We start from the raw sequence: 16489 nt of genomic DNA, 5'->3' as shown, positions 1-16489 counted from the left end.
AGAGGGATCCACGTGGACGTCTTGCTGAACAACCTCGACCTTTTCGTCGTGGGGTTCCGAACCACGCTTGTGCTGTTCGCCTGGTCGGCGGTGTTCTCGACCATCCTCGGTCTCATTGTCGGCATGATGCGGGTGTCACCCGTTCCCGTGATGCGCGGCGTCGGCACGGCCTACGTCAACCTCGTGCGCAATACGCCGCTGACGCTGATCTTTTTCTTCTTCGCCTTCGGATACCCCAAGCTCGAGCTTCCGGAGTTTTCCTACACCTGGCTCGCCATCATCGCGCTGAGCCTCTACACAGCTACGTACATCGCCGAGGTTCTCCGCTCCGGGTTCAACACTGTGCCTCTTGGCCAGGCGGAGGCGGCGCGAGCGATCGGACTGTCCTTCGTGCCGACGATGACTCAGGTCATCATGCCGCAGGCGTTTCGCGCAGTGATTCCGCCGTTCATGAGCGTGTTGATCGCTCTTCTGAAGAACACGACAATTGCCGCGGGATTCGCCGTGCACGAAGCCGGTGCCATTCGGGCGTATGCATCGGAGCGTGGTGAGCCGGCAATGGTCGTTCTGCTGTGGGTGGCCTTCTTCTTCATCGTTCTTGTGTTGATTCTCGCCTACATTCAACGACGACTCGAGAAGCGATGGAAGGTGGCACGATGAGCACAGTACTCTACGACGCTCCAGGGCCACGTGCGCGGGTGCGCAACCGAATTCTCGCCGTCATCACGACGCTGATCGTGCTCGGCATCCTGGGATTCATCGTCTATCGCTTCATCATCTCAGGTCAGTTCACCGCCCAGAAATGGGAGCTGTTCCGCTACACGGCCGTGTGGCGTGCCATCGGTGGCGCGACATTGACCACACTGTCGGCGTTCGCCGTCGCCGCTGTTGGAAGCCTTCTGCTCGGGTTCATTCTCTCTGTCGGCCGGATGTCAGTGCACGCGTGGATCCGCGTGCCCGTCACCGTGTTCACCGAGATCTTCCGTGCGATTCCGGTGCTGATCCTGATGCTGATCATGTACTACGGACTTCCACCGCTTGGCTTTGACTTCATCACGCCGTACATCGCTGTCGTCACCGGACTGATCCTCTACAACGGATCTGTGCTTGCCGAGGTGTTCCGCTCGGGCGTCGAATCGCTTCCAGGCGGGCAGTCCGAAGCTGGCTACGCGATCGGCATGCGCAAGACGGCAGTGATGTCGATCATCCTGTATCCGCAGGCGATCCGGGCGATGATGCCCGTGATCATCTCGCAGCTTGTCGTTGTGCTGAAAGACACGGCGCTCGGGTTCATCATCACATTCCAGGAGCTGCTGTACCTCGCGAAGTTCTACGGAAGCCAAGTCACCTACGACAGCCCCATCATTCCCTCGACGATCATCTTCGGCTCCATCTACATCGGACTGTGTCTGCTGCTGGCGGGCGTTGCCAAGTGGGTCGAGCTGCGCTCGAGGAGCAGTAAGAAACTGCCGCGAGACCCGGGAGCGAGCGAAAGTCTGGCTGCTGCCGAGACCAAGGCGATCGCGATGCAGTCGAATCAGATCGGCCGGGGGTGAGAACCCTCTCTCGAGTCACCGGTAGACTTGGGAATCGTGTCTGACGCTATCCCCATCACAGAAGAAGCAGTGGCGTCTGCGGTCACGGCGGCACTCGCCGCCATTGAATCCGCAGAGACCTCGGCTGACCTCAAAATCGTCCGCTCCGAGCACACGGGAGAGGCATCGACTCTCGCGCAGCTCAATGGCGAACTTCGCAATGTTCCCACAGAGAACAAGGCAGAGCTCGGCAAGCTCGTCGGCCAGGCGCGAGGGCGTGTCAACGCCCAATTCGCGACACGGCAGGAAGAGATCACCGTCGTCGAGAAGGCAGCGCAGCTGAAAGCAGAGGCCGTTGACGTTACGGCACTCGCGTCGCGCTACACGCCGGGCTCGCGGCATCCGCTCACTATGCTCCAAGATCGCGTATCTGACATCTTCGTCGGCATGGGATGGGAGATCGCCGAGGGGCCAGAAGTCGAGAGCGAGTGGTACAACTTCGACGCCCTCAACTTCGACGCCGACCACCCAGCGCGAGCGATGCAAGACACGTTCTTCGTCGATCCCGCGTCGTCGCATCTCGTGCTTCGCACTCATACCTCTCCCGTGCAGGTGCGCTCGCTGCTCGACCGGGAGCTGCCCGTCTATGTTTTGGCCCCTGGCCGCACGTACCGCACAGACGAGATCGACGCAACGCATACACCGGTCTTCAGCCAGTTTGAGGGCCTTGCCGTCGACAGGGGGCTCACGATGGCCCACCTGCGCGGAACGCTTGAGCACTTCGCCCGCACAATGTTCGGCCCCGATGCTCAGATTCGACTGCGCCCGAGCTTCTTTCCGTTCACCGAGCCGAGTGCCGAGCTCGACCTGTGGCACCCGACGTTCACGGGCGGCGCCCGCTGGATCGAGTGGGGCGGCTGCGGCATGGTGAACCCCAATGTGCTTCGCGCGGCGGGCATCGACCCGGAAGAATACAGCGGGTTTGCCTTCGGAATGGGCATTGAACGTACGCTCATGTTCCGCAACGACATCCATGACATGCGTGAAATCGTCGAGGGAGACATCAGGTTCTCCCAGCAGTTCGGAATGGTGGTGTAGTGATGCGCGTACCACTCGGCTGGCTCGCTGAATATGTAGAGATTCCAACAGACGCGACTCCAGAAAGCGTTCAGGCGGCCCTCGTCAAGGTCGGTCTTGAAGAAGAAGACATTCACCGCGTCGAACTGAGCGGCCCCATCGTGATCGGTCAGGTGCTGGAGTTCGTCGAAGAGCCGCAGAAGAACGGCAAGGTGATTCGCTGGTGCCAGGTGCGCGTCGCCCCAGAGGGAACGACTGCCGCCGACGGCGGAGATGCCGTGCATGGAATCGTCTGCGGTGCCCACAACTTCGAGCCGGGTGACAAAGTCGTTGTCACGCTGCCGGGTTCGGTGCTGCCCGGGCCGTTTCCAATCGCAGCGAGAAAGACGTACGGACACGTCTCTGATGGCATGATCGCCTCGCCGCGTGAGCTCGGTATGGGCGATGACCATGACGGCATCCTGACAGTGAAGTCGCTCGGTCTCGATCCCGAAGTCGGAACGGATGCCGTTGCGCTGCTCGGTCTCGACGACACCGCCATCGAGATCAACGTCACGCCAGACCGCGGCTATGCGTTCTCAATGCGCGGAGTTGCGCGCGAGTTTTCGCACTCAACGGGCGCTCGCTTCAGCGACCCGGCCGCGCGCGACGTGCCAACAGGCCTTGCCGGAGTTGACGTTCAGGTCGACGACGAGGCGCCGATCCGAGGCAGAATCGGCTGTTCCGTCTTCGTGACGCGAGGGGTCAGCGGCGTTGACGCAGGAGCGCCGACGCCGCCGTGGATGGCGGCGCGTCTGCGCCTTGCCGGCATCCGGTCGCTGTCGATCCTCGTCGACATCACGAACTATGTGATGCTCGAACTCGGTCAGCCGATTCACGGTTACGACAGTGATGCGCTCACGGGCGGCATCGTTGTGCGCCGTGCCAGCGCGGGCGAGAAGCTGACGACGCTCGATGACGTTGAGCGCACGCTTGATGCCGAAGATCTTCTGATCACCGATGGCAGCGGCCCGATCGGGCTCGCCGGAGTGATGGGCGGCACCTCGACAGAGATGAGCGCGTCGACGAGCAACGTGCTCATCGAGGCAGCGAACTTCGACTCGGTCTCGATCGCTCGTACGGCGCGGCGACACAAGCTGCCGAGCGAGGCGTCGAAGAGGTTTGAGCGCGGAGTTGACCCGCAGGTCGCCGCGGCCGCCGCGGACCGCGTCGTTGAGCTCATGGTGAGCCTCGCCGGGGGCACGGCAGAATCCAGAGGCTCGGAGGTCGACACCACGGTGGCGGCCCGGCCCATTGTGCTTCCAGTCGGATTCGCCGCCTCGCTCGTGGGCGTCGACTACACAGATGCTGAAGAGCGCGGCGCTCTCACGGAGATCGGCTGCACGCTTGCCGATGTCGAGGGGCAGCTTGTGGTGACGCCGCCGTCGTGGCGCCCCGACCTCGCGGGCAAAGCTGACCTTGTCGAGGAGATCGCGCGCATCGTCGGCTACGACCGCATCCCGAGCGTTCTTCCGGTGGCCCCGCCCGGGCGAGGACTGACTCGGGAACAGGCGGCTCGGCGTGCGGTTGCCGACGCTCTTGCCTCGGCTGGCAGCACCGAGGTGCTCGCGTACCCGTTCGTCACAGCCGAGTCCAACGAGCTGTTCGGAAACGCAACGGACGAGCCCATCCAGGCAGTCACGCTTGCCAATGCGATGGATGCTCGGCGCCCCCAGCTGCGCACCTCGCTGCTGCCCGGGCTGATCGAAATTGCTCACCGCAATCTGTCGCGCGGGCTCACCGACCAGTCACTGAGTGAGATCGGGCTGGTTTTTCGTCCGAAGCTGGGCGTCGCATATGGGTCGACGACGCTTCCGTCTGGCACGGAGCGTCCATCGGCAGAGGCCCTCGGGGCGCTCAACGACGGTATTCCGCCGCAGCCGCGCCATGTCGCGGTGCTCGACGTCGGCAACGCGATCGCGAAGCAGCCGGGTCAGCCCGCCGTTGCCGTCGGTGTGGCCGATGTTCTTGCCCGCGTAGCGCAGATCGGTCTCGCCATCGGTGTGCATATCGATGTGGTGCAGGGCGCGCATAAGGCCCTCCACCCGGGGCGCACCGCTGAGCTGCGCATCGGAGACGAGCCCATCGGGTTCGCGGGTGAACTGCTGCCGGACATTGCAGACGAGCATGATCTGCCTCGGGTTGTTGCCGTGGCAGAGTTGAACCTTGACGCCGTGCTCAAAGCCGCGCCGATGGTCGTTGCAACTCGCAGCATCCTGACGCAACCCGCGGCAACCCAAGACCTCTCGCTCGTCGTCTCGTCGTATGTCGCCGCCGCAGATGTACGTGACGCTGTGCGTTCTGGAGCAGGAGACTTGCTTGAGGACATTCGCCTCGTCGACGATTATCGAGGCCCTGGGGTCGACGACGAGCAGAAGAGCCTGACGTTCGCACTGCGCTTCCGTGCCGCTGACCGCACGCTGACCGCGGCCGAAGCATCCGAGGCGAAGCTGGCCGGTGCCGAACGCGCCGGTGCGCTCTTCGGTGCGGCGATCCGAGACTGACGGTGAGTACGTCGCTGCCCGATGGTGCGGCAGAGGCTGGGCCCGAATCGTCCACCCTTGTCGTGCCGACGTCGTCTGACCCGGATGTGGTTCTCGAAACCTTCACCGAGTGGACGTCAGGGCACGGCATCGAACTGTATCCTGCCCAGGAAGACGCACTTCTCGATGTCGTGAGCGGCAACAACCTGATTCTCTCGACGCCAACCGGAACCGGAAAGTCACTCGTTGCCGTCGGGGCGCATCTGCTCGCTCTCGCGCGTGGAGAACGCAGCGTCTATACAGCTCCGATCAAGGCGCTTGTGAGCGAGAAATTCTTTGCTCTCGTTGAGACGTTCGGCGCTGAGAACGTGGGCATGATGACGGGTGACTCCAGTGTGAACTCGGATGCCCCCATCATCTGCTGCACAGCGGAAGTGCTCGCCAACCTTGCATTGCGTCGCGGTTCCGACATCGACGTGAAGCAGGTGGTGATGGATGAGTTCCACTACTACGGTGACCCCGAGCGCGGATGGGCGTGGCAGGTGCCCCTGCTCACCCTTGAGGATGCCCAGTTCATTTTGATGTCGGCGACGCTCGGCGACGTGACCGACCTCGCGCACGACCTCGCGAGGCGCACAGGTCGGGAGACCGGTCAGGTCACGGGAGTTGAGCGACCCGTGCCGCTCAGCTATCACTACGAGACATCGCCCATTCACGAGACCGTCGACGAGCTGCTGCACACAGACAGAGCACCCGTGTACGTTGTGCATTTCTCGCAGGCGCAGGCGATGGAGCGTGCGCAGGCGATGACAAGCCAGAAGATCGTCTCGAGAGAGCAGAAAGCGCGCATCGCCGAACACATTGGCGATTTTCGCTTCACGACGGCATTCGGCAAGAGTCTCTCTCGTCTCGTGCGTGCGGGAATCGGCGTTCACCATGCCGGGATGCTGCCGAAATACCGTCGGCTTGTCGAGCAGCTTGCCCAAGCAGGACTCCTTCCCGTCATCTGCGGCACAGACACGCTCGGTGTGGGAATCAACGTGCCGATTCGCACCGTGCTGTTCACCGCGCTGACGAAATTCGACGGCACGAGGATGCGCCAGCTCAATGCCCGCGAGTTTCATCAGATCGCTGGACGTGCAGGGCGTGCCGGCTTCGACACCGCCGGAACGGTGATCGTGCAGGCCCCCGAACACGAGACGTTGAACATCAAAGCTCTCGACAAGGCGGGCGATGATCCGAAGAAGCGTCGAAAGATCATCCGCAAGAAGGCGCCAGACGGGTTCGTGTCGTGGGGGAGAGGCTCGCTTGACCGGCTCATCGTGGCCGAGCCCGAAACGCTCACGAGCCACATGACGATGACGAGCGCCATTCTCATCAACGTGATCGCGCGCGGAGGTGATGTCTTCGAGAACGTGCGCCGTCTCGTCTTCGACAACCATGAGCCGCGGACACGACAGCGGGAGCTCGCACGGCGTGCCCTCAGCATCTATCGCACGCTGAAGGACGCCGAAATCGTCGAGGTGCGCGACGGCAGCATCCGTCTCACTGTCGATCTGCCGGCAAACTTCGCCCTCAACCAGCCGCTGTCCCCGTTTGCTCTCGCTGCCTTCGAGCTCTGTGATCCCGAATCGCCCACGTTCGCTCTCGACATCATCTCCATCATCGAGGCGACGCTCGACAATCCGCGTGCCGTGCTGAACCAGCAGGAGTTTCTGGCAAAGGGCGAAGCTGTTGCCGAGATGAAAGCGGAGGGAATCGAGTACGAGCAGCGCATGGAGCTGCTCGAGGAGATCACCTGGCCGAAGCCGCTTTCCGAGCTGCTTGAGCATACCTTCGAGACATTCAGAGAATCGCAGCCCTGGATCGCCGACTTTGAGCTTGCCCCGAAATCTGTCGTGCGCGACATGTTCGAGCGCGCCATGTCGTTTGCCGAGTTCGTTCGCTTCTATCAGCTCGTGCGCTCCGAGGGCGTTGTGCTTCGATATCTGAGCGACGCGTATCGCGCGATCCGCCAGCTTGTACCCGAGTCGCTCATGAGTGAAGAGCTCGCCGACATCGTGGAATGGCTCGGCGAGCTTGTGCGGCAGGTCGACTCCAGCCTGTTCGATGAATGGGACGAACTGGTGAATCCGGATGCTGCTGCACACCGGGCGCACACGACAGACGCCGTGCCTCCAGCGCCGGCACGTCTCACGACACAGACCCGAGCCTTCCGGGTTCTGGTGCGCAACGAGCTCTTTCGGCGGGTGCAGCTGGCCGCCCGCGAAGACTACGACGCCCTTGAGGCCCTTGACCCGGCGCGCTCGTTCACCGCAGACGACTGGCGAGAGGGCCTCGACGCGTACTACGGGGAACACGAGGAGATTCTCACGGGCCCTGACGCGCGCGGCCCGAAACTGCTGCTCGTCGACGAGGGGACAACGGCGTGGACGGTGAGACAGATCATCGACGACCCGGCCGGAGACCACGACTGGGGAATCTCCGCGACGGTCGACCTCGAGGCATCCGATGAGTCGGGCGAGGCCCAGATAACCGTCACTGCCGTCGACAGCCTCTGACATCAAGTGGCGTCGACAGGGGGCTGCAGGGTAATCTCGACGCATGATGTTGCTCGCTCGCCCACTCGACCGCGTTTCAGCGGTTCGCGGCATGCGTCGACGTCGGCGCGCCGTGCGAACCTCGGCGACGCCTGTCGTGCACCAGTGATCTGGGCGCGAGTGGGTGCCGCCGACACCAGTGCAGACCGCCCACTCAATAAGGTAGAAGCATGACATTCACCGTCGCCGTCGCTGGCGCCTCAGGGTACGCCGGGGGAGAGCTGCTCCGGCTGCTTGCCGCGCACCCCGAGTTCGACATCACTACAGTGACCGCTCATTCCAACGCGGGGGCGCCGCTCGTCGCCCTGCAGCCGCACCTGCGCTCACTGCGCCACCTCACGCTGTCGGAGACGACTCCCGAGGTGCTCACGGGTCACGACATCGTTTTCGTGGCGCTGCCCCATGGCAAATCCGGTGAGCTCACGTCGCACCTCGATGACGGCACGCTGATCGTCGATTGCGGCGCAGATCACAGACTTGAGTCGCGCAGAGACTGGGGTTCGTTCTACGGCGGCGATTACTTCGGCGCGTGGACCTATGGGGTTCCCGAGCTCATCGTGAGAAACGGCAGGCAGCGTGACGCTCTTGTGGGCGCTCGCCGCATTGCGGCACCCGGCTGCAACGCGAGCACCGTCGAGCTTTCTCTCGCGCCCGGTGTCGCCGCCGGCGTCATCGAATCGACAGACATCGTTTCTGTTCTCGCTGTCGGGCCGTCTGGCGCGGGAAAGAGCCTCAAACCGCACCTGCTTGCAGCAGAGGTGCTCGGGACGGCCAATCCATACGCCGTCGGCGGGACGCACCGCCACATTCCCGAGATCGCGCAGGGCCTTCGCTGGGCGGGCGCCGCCGACGTGAGCCTCTCGTTCACGCCCGTGATCGTGCCGATGTCGCGCGGCATCCTTGCGACGTCCACGGCACGGCTCGCTCAGGGCGTCACGTCCACTCAGGTTCGTGACGCGTGGGAAGCCGCCTACGCCGATGAGCCCTTCGTGCAGGTTCTTGACGCTGGACAGATGCCGAGAACGGCAGACGTGCTTGGTGCGAACACGGCGCTCATGGGCCTAGCCATCGACGAGGCAACAGGTCGCGTCATCGTCGTCACCGCCGTTGACAACCTCACGAAGGGGACAGCGGGCGCCGCCATTCAATCAGCAAACATTGCACTCGGACTGCCCGAATCAACGGGCCTTACTGTGAACGGAGTAGCGCCGTGAGCGTCACAGAACCTCAAGGATTCACCGCGGCCGGCGTACCGGCAGGGCTCAAGAACTCGGGTGCGCGCGACATTGCTCTTGTCGTCAACACGGGTCCACGTCAGGCAGCGGCGGCGGTATTCACGAGCAATCGGGCCGTTGCGAACCCCATTATCTGGTCGCGTCAGGTCGTTCTTGATGGCGTGGTGTCGGCGATCGTTCTCAACTCGGGCGGCGCGAACTGCTTCACGGGGGAGCAGGGGTTCCACGCAACGCACGCGACGGCCGAAGCGGTGGGCGAGGCTCTGAGTGTCTCGTCAAGCGATGTTCTGGTGTGCTCAACGGGGCTCATTGGCGAACAGCTTGATGTCGCGAAGATTCAAGCGGGCGTGGCGGATGCCGCCGGCGAACTCGCCTCCGACGGCGGACTGCACGCCGCAGAAGCCATCATGACGACAGACACGCATCCCAAGACTGCTGTACGTTCGCGGGGAGGATATGCGATTGGCGGCATGGCCAAGGGGGCCGGAATGCTGGCACCGGGTCTCGCGACGATGCTCGTCACCATCACGACGGACGCCGACCTCAATGCGCGTTCTCTCGACCGGGCGCTGCGTTCAGCCACGCGCCAGACGTTTGACCGGCTCGACTCAGACGGCTGCATGTCGACGAACGACCAGGTGACGCTGCTCGCCTCGGGTGCGTCCGGTACTGTCCCAGACGAGGGGGAGTTCACTGAACTTCTCACCGAACTCTGCCACGATCTTGCCGGGCAGCTGCAGAGAGACGCTGAGGGTGCGAGTCATGACATCGCCATCACTGTGACGCAGGCGGCGAGCGAAGACGACGCACTTGAGGTCGCCCGTTCCGTTGCCCGCAACAATCTGTTCAAGACGGCAATCTTCGGCAATGATCCAAACTGGGGGCGTGTGCTCGCCGCCATCGGAACAACGTCGGCCGTGTTCGACCCCTACAACGTCGACGTGTCGATGAACGGGGTGCGCGTCTGCCACGCCGGTGGCCCAGACGAGCCTCGCGAACGCGTTGATCTCACGGACCGCGAATGCACAGTGCTCATCGAGCTGAATTCGGGCGACGAATCGGCGACGATTCTGACAAACGACCTCACGCACGATTACGTGCACGAGAACAGCGCATACTCGAGCTGACCATGGCAAAGCACGAGACTCAGCTGTCGCGCGACGTGGCCCAAGAGCGCGCCGCGACCCTCATCGATACGCTTCCGTGGCTCGCGCGTTACCGCGGTGCCGTCGTGGTCATCAAGTTCGGTGGCAACGCGATGGTGTCAGACGAGCTCAAAGCGGCGTTCGCAGAAGACATCGCGTACCTGCATTACGCGGGCCTTCACCCTGTCGTCGTGCATGGCGGTGGACCGCAGATCTCGCGGGCGCTCGCCGACGCTGGCATCCACAGCGAGTTTCGTGGCGGGTATCGCGTGACGACTCCCGAGGCCATGGACGTCGTGCGTCAGGTGCTGCGCGATGAGGTGAATCGCGAGATCGTCGACCTGCTCAATGTGCACGGTGATCTCGCCATCGGGCTGTCGGGCGAAGACGCCAGTCTGTTCACGGGAGAGCGGCGCAGCGCCGTCGTCGACGGCGCGTCGGTCGATTTGGGGCGGGTCGGCGACATCGTCGCAGTGGATCCGGCTGTTGTGCACAGCGCAATTGACGCGGGTCGCATCCCTGTCGTGTCGTCGATTGCGCCTGAAGAGGGTGATCTTTCGCGACCCCTAAATGTGAATGCGGATGCCGCGGCCGGCGCACTCGCTGCCGGCTTGGCCGCAGCGAGACTCATTGTTCTGACGGATGTTGCCGGTCTCTACAGCAACTGGCCAGATACCAGCTCGCTCGTCACTCGAATCACCGCAGATGAGCTTCGAGCGCTCATGCCGACGCTTGAAGCAGGGATGATCCCCAAAATGGCGGCCTGCCTCACGGCGCTCGATGGCGACGTCGGCGCGGCATCGATCATCGACGGGCGAGTGCACCATTCAATCCTCCTCGAACTCTTCACAGAGTCGGGTGTGGGTACGGAAGTCGTAAAGGAGAGCAGATGACGACGTGGCGAGAGCGTGTCGAACGCGACATGATGCACACTTTCGGTCCAACACAGGCAATGCTTGTGCGTGGTGAGGGCTGCTACGTCGACGACGTCGATGGCAAGCGGTACCTCGACTTTCTGGGCGGCATCGCCGTCAATGTGCTCGGGCACGCGCATCCGGTCGTCGTCGAAGCAGTGGCGCAGCAAGCGGCAACGCTCATTCACGTGTCGAACTACTTCTCGACGCCGCCCCAGCTCGAGCTTGCCGCCCGTCTGAAGCGGCTGAGCGGCGCAGGAGACGCGGGACGGGTGTTCTTTGCAAACTCGGGAACAGAAGCAAATGAAGGCGCGTTCAAACTCGCTCGGCTAAATGCCGGTGCCGACGGCAGGCGCACGCGCATTCTCTCGATGAAGAACTCATTCCACGGTCGAACCATGGGCGCTCTCGCAATGACAGGCAAACCCGCTATGCACACGGAGTTCGCGCCGCTGCCCGGGGGAGTGGAGTACATCGACACAACGATCGACGCTCTCGAGAGCGCGATGGACGATCGGGTTGCCGCTGTCATCGTCGAACCGATCAAGGGCGAAGCCGGCGTTGTCGAGGTTCCCGCCGGCTTTCTCGAACGCGCTCGAGAGCTCACGAGCGATGTCGGCGCGCTGCTGATGATCGACGAGATCCAAACGGGCGTCGGTCGCACCGGGCAGTGGTTCGCCTACCAAGCACAGGGAATCACTCCCGACGTCGTGACTGTCGCCAAGGGAATCGCCGGGGGAGTGCCAATGGGAGCGATCATCACCTTCGGTGCGGCGAGCGGCCTTTTTCACCCAGGACAGCACGGCACGACGTTTGGCGGCAACCCGCTGGCAACCGCGACGGCGAACGCCGTACTGGGCGAAATAGAGACGGCGGGTCTCGTCGAGAACGCGGCGCGGCGTGGAGAGCAGCTTCGATCGGACATTCTCAGCATCGGCTCTCCGCTCATCTCCGGGGTCCGCGGGCGCGGGCTGCTTCTCGGCATCGAATTGTCGAAACCCGTCGCTTCTGAGCTGCATGCCGCGGCACTGGCGGAGGGTCTGATCGTCAATGCGCCAAACGCCGAGACGATTCGGCTCGCTCCACCCCTCATCATCGGTGACACCGAGATCGCCGACTTCGACGCGCGGTTCCGCTCTGCGCTCTCTGCCATCAACTGACCTCATATTCGAAAGAGCACAATGACCCGACACTTCCTTCGCGATGACGACATCACCCCGGCCGAACAGGCGGAGATTCTCACCCTTGCGCGTGAGCTCAAGGCGGACCGCTGGACGCAGAAGCCTCTCGCGGGCCCGCAGACCGTCGCCGTGATCTTCGACAAGTCGTCGACGCGCACCCGCGTCTCCTTCGCCGTTGGCATTGCCGACCTCGGTGGCGCCCCGCTCATCATCTCCACGGCGAACAGCCAGCTCGGTGGCAAAGAGACGCCGAGAGACACGGCTCGGGTGTTGGAGCGCATGGTTTCTGCCATTGTGTGGCGAACCTATGGTCAGGCCGGCCTCGAAGAGATGGCGCAGGGCACAACCGTTCCCGTCATCAACGCGTTGTCCGACGATTTTCACCCGTGTCAGCTGCTCGCCGACCTGCTCACCATCCGTGAGCACAAGGGGGAGCTTGCCGGTCTGACGCTCACCTTCATCGGCGACGGGGCCTGCAATATGGCGCAGTCGTACCTGCTCGCCGGGGCCACCGCCGGAATGCACGTGCGCATCGCGTCTCCTGCTGGATATTCACCGAACGACACGGTCGTCGCCGACGCTCGCGAGCGTGCCGAGCAGACGGGCGGCTCGGTCAGCATCCTCACCGACCCTGCTGCCGCAGCCTCCGACGCCGACGTGATCGTGACAGACACCTGGGTGTCCATGGGCAAAGAAGAAGAGAAGTCCGCGCGCCTCGATTCGCTTGCCTCCTACCGGGTCGACAGCACGCTGATGGCACGTGCCAAACCGGATGCCGCATTCATGCACTGCCTGCCCGCAGACCGTGGGTTCGAGGTCTCCGCCGACGTGATCGACGGACCGCAGAGCATCATCTGGGACGAAGCAGAGAACAGACTCCACGCACAGAAGGCCCTCATGGTCTGGCTTCTCGAGCGGGCGTGACGGAAAGGACGATATGACGACGAATCGTGCAGGCGAAGCCGGAGCCCTCTGGGGTGGCCGATTCGCGAGCGGGCCATCGCCCGAGTTAGCGGCGCTGAGCAAGTCGACGCAGTTCGACTGGACGCTTGCGCACTACGACATTCTGGGCTCGAAAGCCCATGCCACCGCGCTGGCCGCGGCAGGCTATCTCACCGAAGACGAGCGTTCAGCGATGCATGCCGCGCTCACCGAACTCGATGTGAAGGTGACCGATGGCCGCTTCGTTGCGGCCGAGGCTGATGAAGACGTGCACAGCGCGCTTGAACGCGGTCTCATTCTGATCGCCGGAAAGGATCTGGGCGGAAAGCTGCGCGCGGGCCGCAGCCGCAACGACCAGATTGCCACGCTCGTGCGGCTCTATCTGAGGGATCACGCACGCGTGATCGGTCTGCAGCTCGTGCAACTGATCGACGCGCTCGTGTCGCAGGCGGAGGCTCACCCTGACGCAGCCCTTCCCGGGCGCACGCACCTGCAGCACGCCCAGCCCGTTCTTCTCGCTCACCATCTGCTGGCTCACGCGTGGCCTCTCGTGCGAGACCTTGAGCGCATCCGCGATTGGCTCGTGAGAGCATCCGCTTCTCCGTATGGCGCGGGAGCTCTGGCCGGCAGCACTCTCGGGCTCGACGCCGCACTTGTGGCCAGAGAGCTCGGGCTTGACCGCCCGAGCGAGAACTCCCTCGACGCGACAGCGAGCCGAGACGTCGTCGCCGAGTTCTCCTTCATCACGGCGATGATCGGCATCAATCTTTCTCGGTTCTCAGAAGAGATCATTCTCTGGAACTCGCGCGAATTCGACTACGTCACCCTCGACGATGGCTATTCAACGGGCTCCAGCATCATGCCGCAGAAGAAGAACCCCGACATCGCGGAGCTCGCGCGGGGAAAATCGGGTCGTCTGATTGGCAATCTCTCTGGGCTGCTTGCAACGCTCAAGGGGCTCCCGCTCGCCTACAACAGAGATCTGCAAGAGGACAAAGAGCCCATCTTCGACACCGTCGACACTCTCGAAGTGTTGCTTCCGGCGTTCACGGGCATGGTGGCGACTCTGCGGTTCAATACGGAGCGCATGGCGGCTCAGGCGCCGCAAGGGTATTCGCTCGCGACGGATGTCGCGGAATGGCTCGTGAAGCAGGGCGTGGCGTTCCGCGATGCCCACGAGATCAGCGGGGAGCTCGTGGCGCACTGCGAGAAGCTCGGTATCGATCTCGATGAGCCAGACGATGAGACCCTCGCGCAGATATCACCGCACCTCACTCCAACGGTGCGCAGTGTGCTGACCGTCAGCGGCTCCATCGGAAGTCGCTTGGGAGCCGGTGGCACGGCGCCCGAGCGAGTTGCCGAGCAGCAGGCCGAGCTGATCGACCGCGTCAACGCACTGAGTCACGATCTTGGGCTGACGCGCTGACCATGCCGATTGACCGTTCGACCCTCGCGGCCTCTGCCGTGGAGCTTGGGCCCACGCTGTTGGGCAGTCTGATCAGCCACACGACGCCGGAAGGCACCGTGACGATTCGGCTCAGTGAGCTCGAGGCATACGTGGGAAACGGGGTTGATCCGGGTTCTCACGCGCACCGGGGCAAGACGAAGCGCAATGCCTCGATGTTCGGTGACGCCGGGCACCTGTATGCCTACTTCACATACGGAATGCATGTCTGCGGCAACATCGTCTGCTCGCCCGAAGGTCAGCCTTCAGGGCTGCTCATGCGTGGCGGCGAGGTTGTTGAGGGCATCGAGTTGGCGCGACGCAGGCGAACGACATCGAAGGCCGACCGTGATCTTGCTCGCGGACCGGGCAGGCTGGCGGTTGCGCTCGGAATTCAGCTAGCCGACGATGGCTCCGATCTGTTTGCGCCGCCTTTTCTGCTGCACGAGGGTGACGCGCCCGCGCGCGTCCTCGCCGGTCCGCGAACCGGTGTCAGCGGCGCGGGCGGCGGGAGCTCGTATCCGTGGCGCTATTGGATTGAGGGCGACCCAACGGTTTCGCCGTACAAGCGGCATCCACGTGCCGAGTGAGCCTTAGGCGATCGCGAGCAGCCAGACGCCCGCGGAGGCTGTCGCCCAGATGATGCTCGTGAGCGTGCCGATAATGAACCGTTCGCGGGACTCTGATTCTGCGAGCTCCGTGAATCTGCCGACCCCTTTGACGGCGACGACGACGGCGAATGCCCCGGGAAATCCCGCCATGAGAGACGCCGCGATCGCGAGCCGCTCGAGAATGCCAATGACAAGCCCGCCCCTCATAACCTCTTCGGTTTTTGCGGGTGCGACAGAGGGGGTGTCTGTGACGCGGCGGTCTGAGCGAGCCAGAAGAATTCCGCCGTGTGTGCCCGGCATCACGGTTCCCCGCGTTGCCGCTTCCAACACCACCGTCGCCGCGGGGCCGCCGCCGATGACCGCGATCACGAGGCTGAGTCCCGCAACGACGACGGCGACGGGGAGGGGGAGCGGAGCGAACGGCAGCGCTGCGAGCGCGAGTGCCGAGGCGAGAAAAGCACCCGAGACAGTCACGATGATGGCACGCGGGCGCCGAAGGGCCGCAAGAGCGAGTGCTGTCGCAACAGCGAGGAACACGGCAGTTGTCGCCCAGTAGACGATGTCCAGTATCTCGAACGGCATGAGTGCTCCTTAAGCCTCCGGCATTGGGTTGAGGTTCTCGAGCATACGTACCAGCGCTCCGACAGCGGCATCTTCTTGCCTGATGCCGGCGGCGCGCACACGAAGGCTGACGGCGCCCGGTGTGATTCCCAAGTGCTCAGCAGCCTCCGCCTGGGTCATGCCCGTTGAGAGGAGGTCGCGCACTTCCCACCCGCCGTCCGTCCGGCGATCAAGAACAAGCAGAAGGATGCTGAGAAGCGCGTCGAGATCTTCGGTCTGCTGTCGGTCGGCTCGTGCTCCTGGTTCGCAGGCGAATCGCACGAGTCGAGGCTTCGCGCGCTCCACTGCAGCCCGGGCGGCGAAGAATGCATCTCCCGTCGATGCGCGGGTCGAGCTCCCGAGGGGGAACTCCGCATCGCCGATGGCGAGACCGATGCTCCATCTTCCCTCGCGGAAGAGCTCAAGCGTAATGGAGAGCGCCGTCGATGCGTCGTCGGTGAGAAGCTGAATCTCGTCTCCTGCTGTACGCTCGGCGGGGAGCAGGAGTGTGCGCTTATGAGCGGTGTTGACCGCGGCGAGCGTGTCTTCAACGGCATCGCTCGTATGGCGGCTGTCTACCTGGTCGGCAGTGATGACGAACATGAGGCTCCCTTCAGGGTGAACCGTGAATCCAGCATACTTTAGTAAAAACACAAAAGCCAGCCATAATGAGGAAATAAGCT

14 protein-coding genes are annotated in these 16489 nt (G+C 63.4%); 12 read left to right on the top strand and 2 right to left on the bottom strand.

The annotated features are described in order from the left end of the window. Positions 1-12 precede the first annotated feature (12 nt). From HCR84_RS09760 to HCR84_RS09705, 12 genes are all read left to right on the top strand, one after another. Entirely contained in the window at positions 13-660 is a 648-nt protein-coding gene (locus HCR84_RS09760) for an amino acid ABC transporter permease (RefSeq protein ID WP_166981635.1), read from the top strand. Next, positions 657-1556, top strand: a complete 900-nt coding sequence (locus tag HCR84_RS09755; RefSeq protein WP_166981638.1) for an amino acid ABC transporter permease — start codon at positions 657-659, stop codon at positions 1554-1556. The genes HCR84_RS09760 and HCR84_RS09755 overlap by 4 nt, the downstream gene beginning before the upstream one ends. A gap of 36 nt (positions 1557-1592) precedes the next feature. Continuing rightward, positions 1593-2633 (top strand): phenylalanine--tRNA ligase subunit alpha, encoded by a 1041-nt coding sequence (pheS, locus tag HCR84_RS09750; RefSeq protein WP_166981641.1) that lies wholly within the window; start codon positions 1593-1595, stop codon positions 2631-2633. 2 nt (positions 2634-2635) lie between these two features. Next, positions 2636-5155 (top strand): phenylalanine--tRNA ligase subunit beta, encoded by a 2520-nt coding sequence (gene pheT, locus HCR84_RS09745; RefSeq protein WP_166982107.1) that lies wholly within the window; start codon positions 2636-2638, stop codon positions 5153-5155. A gap of 2 nt (positions 5156-5157) precedes the next feature. After that, positions 5158-7695, top strand: a complete 2538-nt coding sequence (locus HCR84_RS09740) for a DEAD/DEAH box helicase (protein WP_434063540.1) — start codon at positions 5158-5160, stop codon at positions 7693-7695. A gap of 209 nt (positions 7696-7904) precedes the next feature. Continuing rightward, entirely contained in the window at positions 7905-8948 is a 1044-nt protein-coding gene (gene argC / locus HCR84_RS09735; RefSeq protein WP_166981644.1) for an N-acetyl-gamma-glutamyl-phosphate reductase, read from the top strand. Beyond that, positions 8945-10096 carry a bifunctional glutamate N-acetyltransferase/amino-acid acetyltransferase ArgJ gene (gene argJ, locus HCR84_RS09730; protein WP_166981646.1) on the top strand — a complete coding sequence of 384 codons (1152 nt, stop codon included), beginning with the start codon at positions 8945-8947 and terminating at the stop codon, positions 10094-10096. Before argC ends, argJ begins: the two co-directional genes overlap by 4 nt. A 2-nt stretch (positions 10097-10098) precedes the next feature. Further along, a complete protein-coding gene (gene argB / locus HCR84_RS09725) occupies positions 10099-11007 on the top strand; it encodes an acetylglutamate kinase (protein ID WP_166981649.1) in 909 nt (302 codons plus the stop codon). Next, the gene (locus HCR84_RS09720) at positions 11004-12188 is read left to right on the top strand and encodes an acetylornithine transaminase (protein ID WP_166981652.1); all 1185 of its coding nucleotides are present in this window, start codon (positions 11004-11006) and stop codon (positions 12186-12188) included. Before argB ends, HCR84_RS09720 begins: the two co-directional genes overlap by 4 nt. Before the next feature lie 21 nt (positions 12189-12209). Next, positions 12210-13133, top strand: coding sequence for an ornithine carbamoyltransferase (argF, locus tag HCR84_RS09715; protein ID WP_166981655.1), 924 nt, complete (start codon positions 12210-12212; stop codon positions 13131-13133). 13 nt (positions 13134-13146) lie between these two features. Further along, positions 13147-14577: an argininosuccinate lyase gene (gene argH, locus HCR84_RS09710; protein WP_166981658.1), complete on the top strand. Its 1431-nt coding sequence runs from the start codon at positions 13147-13149 to the stop codon at positions 14575-14577. 2 nt (positions 14578-14579) lie between these two features. Next, positions 14580-15185: a DNA-3-methyladenine glycosylase gene (locus HCR84_RS09705; RefSeq protein WP_166981661.1), complete on the top strand. Its 606-nt coding sequence runs from the start codon at positions 14580-14582 to the stop codon at positions 15183-15185. Positions 15186-15188: 3 nt separating this feature from the next. Here the strand turns inward: HCR84_RS09705 and HCR84_RS09700 are convergent, their stop codons facing one another. Beyond that, positions 15189-15788 carry a hypothetical protein gene (locus HCR84_RS09700; protein WP_166981664.1) on the bottom strand — a complete coding sequence of 200 codons (600 nt, stop codon included), beginning with the start codon at positions 15786-15788 and terminating at the stop codon, positions 15189-15191. A 9-nt stretch (positions 15789-15797) separates the two neighbouring features. Continuing rightward, positions 15798-16409, bottom strand: coding sequence for a DNA-binding protein (locus HCR84_RS09695; protein ID WP_166981667.1), 612 nt, complete (start codon positions 16407-16409; stop codon positions 15798-15800). Positions 16410-16489: the final 80 nt, after the last annotated feature.

It is taken from the genome of Paramicrobacterium fandaimingii (genome assembly GCF_011751745.2).
Classification (GTDB): domain Bacteria; phylum Actinomycetota; class Actinomycetes; order Actinomycetales; family Microbacteriaceae; genus Paramicrobacterium; species Paramicrobacterium fandaimingii.
Note: the sequence above shows the minus strand (reverse complement) of the source record. Positions and strands in the feature narration are given on the sequence as shown.

Excerpts from the sequence above, each read along its gene's own strand:
- HCR84_RS09755 (WP_166981638.1), top strand. The coding sequence starts at position 657 with ATGAGCACAGTACTCTACGACGCTCCAGGGCCACGTGCGCGGGTGCGC.
- pheT (WP_166982107.1), top strand. The coding sequence starts at position 2,636 with ATGCGCGTACCACTCGGCTGGCTCGCTGAATATGTAGAGATTCCAACA.
- argC (WP_166981644.1), top strand. The coding sequence starts at position 7,905 with ATGACATTCACCGTCGCCGTCGCTGGCGCCTCAGGGTACGCCGGGGGA.
- argB (WP_166981649.1), top strand. The coding sequence starts at position 10,099 with ATGGCAAAGCACGAGACTCAGCTGTCGCGCGACGTGGCCCAAGAGCGC.
- HCR84_RS09720 (WP_166981652.1), top strand. The coding sequence starts at position 11,004 with ATGACGACGTGGCGAGAGCGTGTCGAACGCGACATGATGCACACTTTC.
- argF (WP_166981655.1), top strand. The coding sequence starts at position 12,210 with ATGACCCGACACTTCCTTCGCGATGACGACATCACCCCGGCCGAACAG.
- argH (WP_166981658.1), top strand. The coding sequence starts at position 13,147 with ATGACGACGAATCGTGCAGGCGAAGCCGGAGCCCTCTGGGGTGGCCGA.
- HCR84_RS09705 (WP_166981661.1), top strand. The coding sequence starts at position 14,580 with ATGCCGATTGACCGTTCGACCCTCGCGGCCTCTGCCGTGGAGCTTGGG.
- HCR84_RS09700 (WP_166981664.1), bottom strand. The coding sequence starts at position 15,788 with ATGCCGTTCGAGATACTGGACATCGTCTACTGGGCGACAACTGCCGTG.
- HCR84_RS09695 (WP_166981667.1), bottom strand. The coding sequence starts at position 16,409 with ATGTTCGTCATCACTGCCGACCAGGTAGACAGCCGCCATACGAGCGAT.